Here is a 2,788-nt window from a genome sequence, read left to right as displayed (position 1 = left end):
CCCCCGCCGTCGGCCGCGACGTCGCGCACGACCTGGTCGCCCGCGCCGCCGCCGCACCCGCGTTCCGCGCCGCGCTGCTCGCCGACCCCGAGATCCGCGCCCACCTGTCCGGGGCGGAGGTCGACGAGGCGCTCGACCCGGACCGGTGGCTCGGGTCCGCCGGCCGGTTCGTCGACGCCGCGCTGGCCGCCGCCCGGGACGCCGGGTCGTGACCTCCCGGCTGCACCTGAGGATCGACGGCCCGCCCACCGCGCCGGTGCTGCTGCTCGGCAGGTCCCTCGGCACCACCGGCGCGATGTGGGAACCCCAGGTCGCGGCGCTGACCGAACGGTTGCGGGTGATCCGGTACGACCACCTGGGCCACGGCCGCTCGGCGACGCCCACCGGGCCGTACACCGTGGATCTGCTGGGCCGGGAGGTGCTGCGGACGCTGGACCACCTCGACGTGCCGTGGGTCCACTACGCGGGGCTGTCGCTGGGCGGCATGGTCGGCATGTGGCTCGCCGCCCACGCGCCCGACCGGGTGCGCCGGCTCGCCCTGCTGTGCACCTCGGCCCGGCTCGGCCCACCCGAACCGTGGCGGCAACGGGCGGCCACGGTCCGTGCCGGTGGCCTGCCGGCGATCGCCGACGCGGTGGTGGCCCGCTGGTTCACTCCGCCGTTCGCCGCCGCCAACCCGGCTCTGGTGGCCGGGTACCGCGCGATGCTGACCGCGACCTCCCCGGCCGGCTACGCGTCCTGCTGCGAGGCGATCGCCGCCCTGGACCTGCGCCCCGATCTGCCCCGGATCGGGGCGCCGACGCTTGTCGTCGCGGGTGCGGACGACCCGGCGATCCCCGTCGGGCACGCCCGGGAGATCGTCGACCTGGTCCCCGGGGCGCGGCTGGTCGTCCTCGACGCGGCGGCGCACCTGGCCAACGTCGAGCGACCCGGGCCGGTGGGCCGACTCCTGCGGGACCACTTCGACCAGGCGGGTGACTGATGGACGACCGCGAACGGCACGAGGCCGGCATGACCGTACGCCGGCAGGTGCTCGGTGACGCGCACGTCGACCGCGCGGTCGCCGGCACCGACGCGTTCACCGCCGACTTCCAGGACTTCATCACCCGCTACGCCTGGGGTGAGGTGTGGACCCGGCCCGGCCTCGACCGGCGTACCCGTAGCTGCGTCACCCTCGCGGTGCTCGCCGCCCTGCGCCACGAGGAGGAGCTGGCGATGCACGTGCGGGCCGCGCTGGGCAACGGGCTGACCGAACAGGAGGTGGCGGAGATCCTGCTCCAGGTGGGCGTCTACGCTGGCGTACCGGCGGCGAACCGGGCGTTCACGGTGGCCCGGGAGGCCCTGCGGCGGGAGGCTGGGTGAGGTGGGCGGTCAGGCGGCACGGTCACCGGAGTTCGTGCAGTCGCTGGAGCGCGGGCTCGCGGTGATCCGGGCGTTCGACGCCGAGCATCCGCAGCTCACCCTGAGTGACGTGGCCCGCCGTACCGGGCTGACCCGGGCCGCGGCCCGCCGGTTCCTGCTCACCCTGGTCGACCTGGGGTACGTGCACACCGACGGCCGGCTGTTCTCGCTGCGGGCGCGGATCCTCGCCCTCGGCTACGCCTACCTGTCCGGCCTGGGCCTGCCCGAGATCGCCCAACCGCACATGGAGGCGCTGGTCGCGCAGGTGCACGAGTCGTGCTCGGTGTCGGTGCTCGACGGCGACGAGGTGGTCTACGTCGCCCGGGTGCCCACCCGACGGATCATGACGGTGGGGATCAGCGTCGGCACCCGGTTCCCCGCGTACGCCACGTCGATGGGTCGGGTGCTGCTCGCGGCGCAACCCGCAGACCGGCTGGACGACTACCTCGCCACCGCGCGGCTGCAACAGTTGACCCGGCGGACCGTCACCGACCCGGCGAAGCTGCGGGCGATTCTGACGAAGATCGCCGCCCAGGGGTACGCGATCGTGGACCAGGAACTGGAGGAGGGGTTGCGGTCGCTGGCCGCGCCGATCCACGGCCCGCACGGGTCGGTGGTGGCGGCGGTGAACCTGTCCGCACACGCCAGCCGGGGGTCGTTCGAGCTGATCCGGCGGGAACTGCTCCCACCGTTGCTGGCTACGGCCGGGCGGATCGAGGAGGACCTGCGCGGCCCGTCCTGAACCGGCCGCCACCGCCCCGGGCCCGTCGGCACCTGAGCCCTGTCGTCACTGGACCCGGTAGAGCCGGCTCGTCGGGTCCACGACGGCGGTCAGCAGCCTGCCGGGCACGAGTCCCGGGTCGTCGGGCCGGACCGTGTCCGCCTCGAAGGGGGCGAAGCCGGGCCCGCTGATCCGCACGTGCAGGTCGAGTTCCGGGCTCTCCCCGCCGAGGTGGTGCGCCACGGTGAGGATCTCGGCGGTGGCGGCGACCCCGGTGGCGTCGAGCCGGCGGGCGTCGCTGCGGGACCGGTCGACCACCCGCCAGCCGAAGATACCGAAGCCGAACCCGACGATCGTGGTGAACACCCCGCCGGCGACGGTTCCCCAGCGCTCCCCGGTGGACAACGGCAGGTTGCCGGTCACGTCGGCGGCGAGCAGGATCGGGCCGGGCAGGCAGATGGCCACGAAGACCAGCCGGCAGAGCAGCGCGCCGACCGGCCCGATGCGGGATTCCGCCTCCCGGGGTTCGCTCGTCATTCCGGCACCCTAGAACACCGCCCGTCGTCCGGGCACCCCCGCAGCGCCGCCCGTCGTCCGGGCACCCGGGGGTCGGGGGGGGGGGGGGGGGGGGCGGGGCGCCCCCCCCCCCCCCCCCGGCACCCCCCC

Annotated in this window: 4 protein-coding genes and 1 pseudogene; 4 read left to right on the top strand and 1 reads right to left on the bottom strand. The window is 75.4% G+C overall.

The window, feature by feature from the left end; genetic code table 11:
* The 4 genes and pseudogenes from ACOJTC_RS30515 to ACOJTC_RS30500 form a co-directional block, all read left to right on the top strand.
* Positions 1–212: pseudogene (locus ACOJTC_RS30515) on the top strand (3-carboxy-cis,cis-muconate cycloisomerase); the annotation flags it as partial.
* Positions 209–982 carry a 3-oxoadipate enol-lactonase gene (gene pcaD / locus ACOJTC_RS30510; protein ID WP_420119473.1) on the top strand — a complete coding sequence of 258 codons (774 nt, stop codon included), beginning with the start codon at positions 209–211 and terminating at the stop codon, positions 980–982. The pseudogene ACOJTC_RS30515 and the gene pcaD, both read left to right, overlap by 4 nt.
* A complete protein-coding gene (gene pcaC, locus ACOJTC_RS30505; RefSeq protein ID WP_420119472.1) occupies positions 982–1,362 on the top strand; it encodes a 4-carboxymuconolactone decarboxylase in 381 nt (126 codons plus the stop codon). Before pcaD ends, pcaC begins: the two co-directional genes overlap by 1 nt.
* 1 nt (position 1,363) lies before the next feature.
* Entirely contained in the window at positions 1,364–2,143 is a 780-nt protein-coding gene (locus ACOJTC_RS30500) for an IclR family transcriptional regulator (RefSeq protein ID WP_420119471.1), read from the top strand.
* A gap of 45 nt (positions 2,144–2,188) precedes the next feature.
* Here ACOJTC_RS30500 and ACOJTC_RS30495 read toward each other — a convergent pair whose 3' ends face one another.
* A complete protein-coding gene (locus ACOJTC_RS30495; RefSeq protein WP_420119470.1) occupies positions 2,189–2,659 on the bottom strand; it encodes a hypothetical protein in 471 nt (156 codons plus the stop codon).
* Positions 2,660–2,788: the final 129 nt, after the last annotated feature.

It is taken from the genome of Micromonospora sp., from assembly GCF_048594385.1.
Classification (GTDB): Bacteria; Actinomycetota; Actinomycetes; order Mycobacteriales; family Micromonosporaceae; genus Micromonospora; species Micromonospora wenchangensis.
This window is presented reverse-complemented; position numbering and strand designations above follow the sequence as displayed.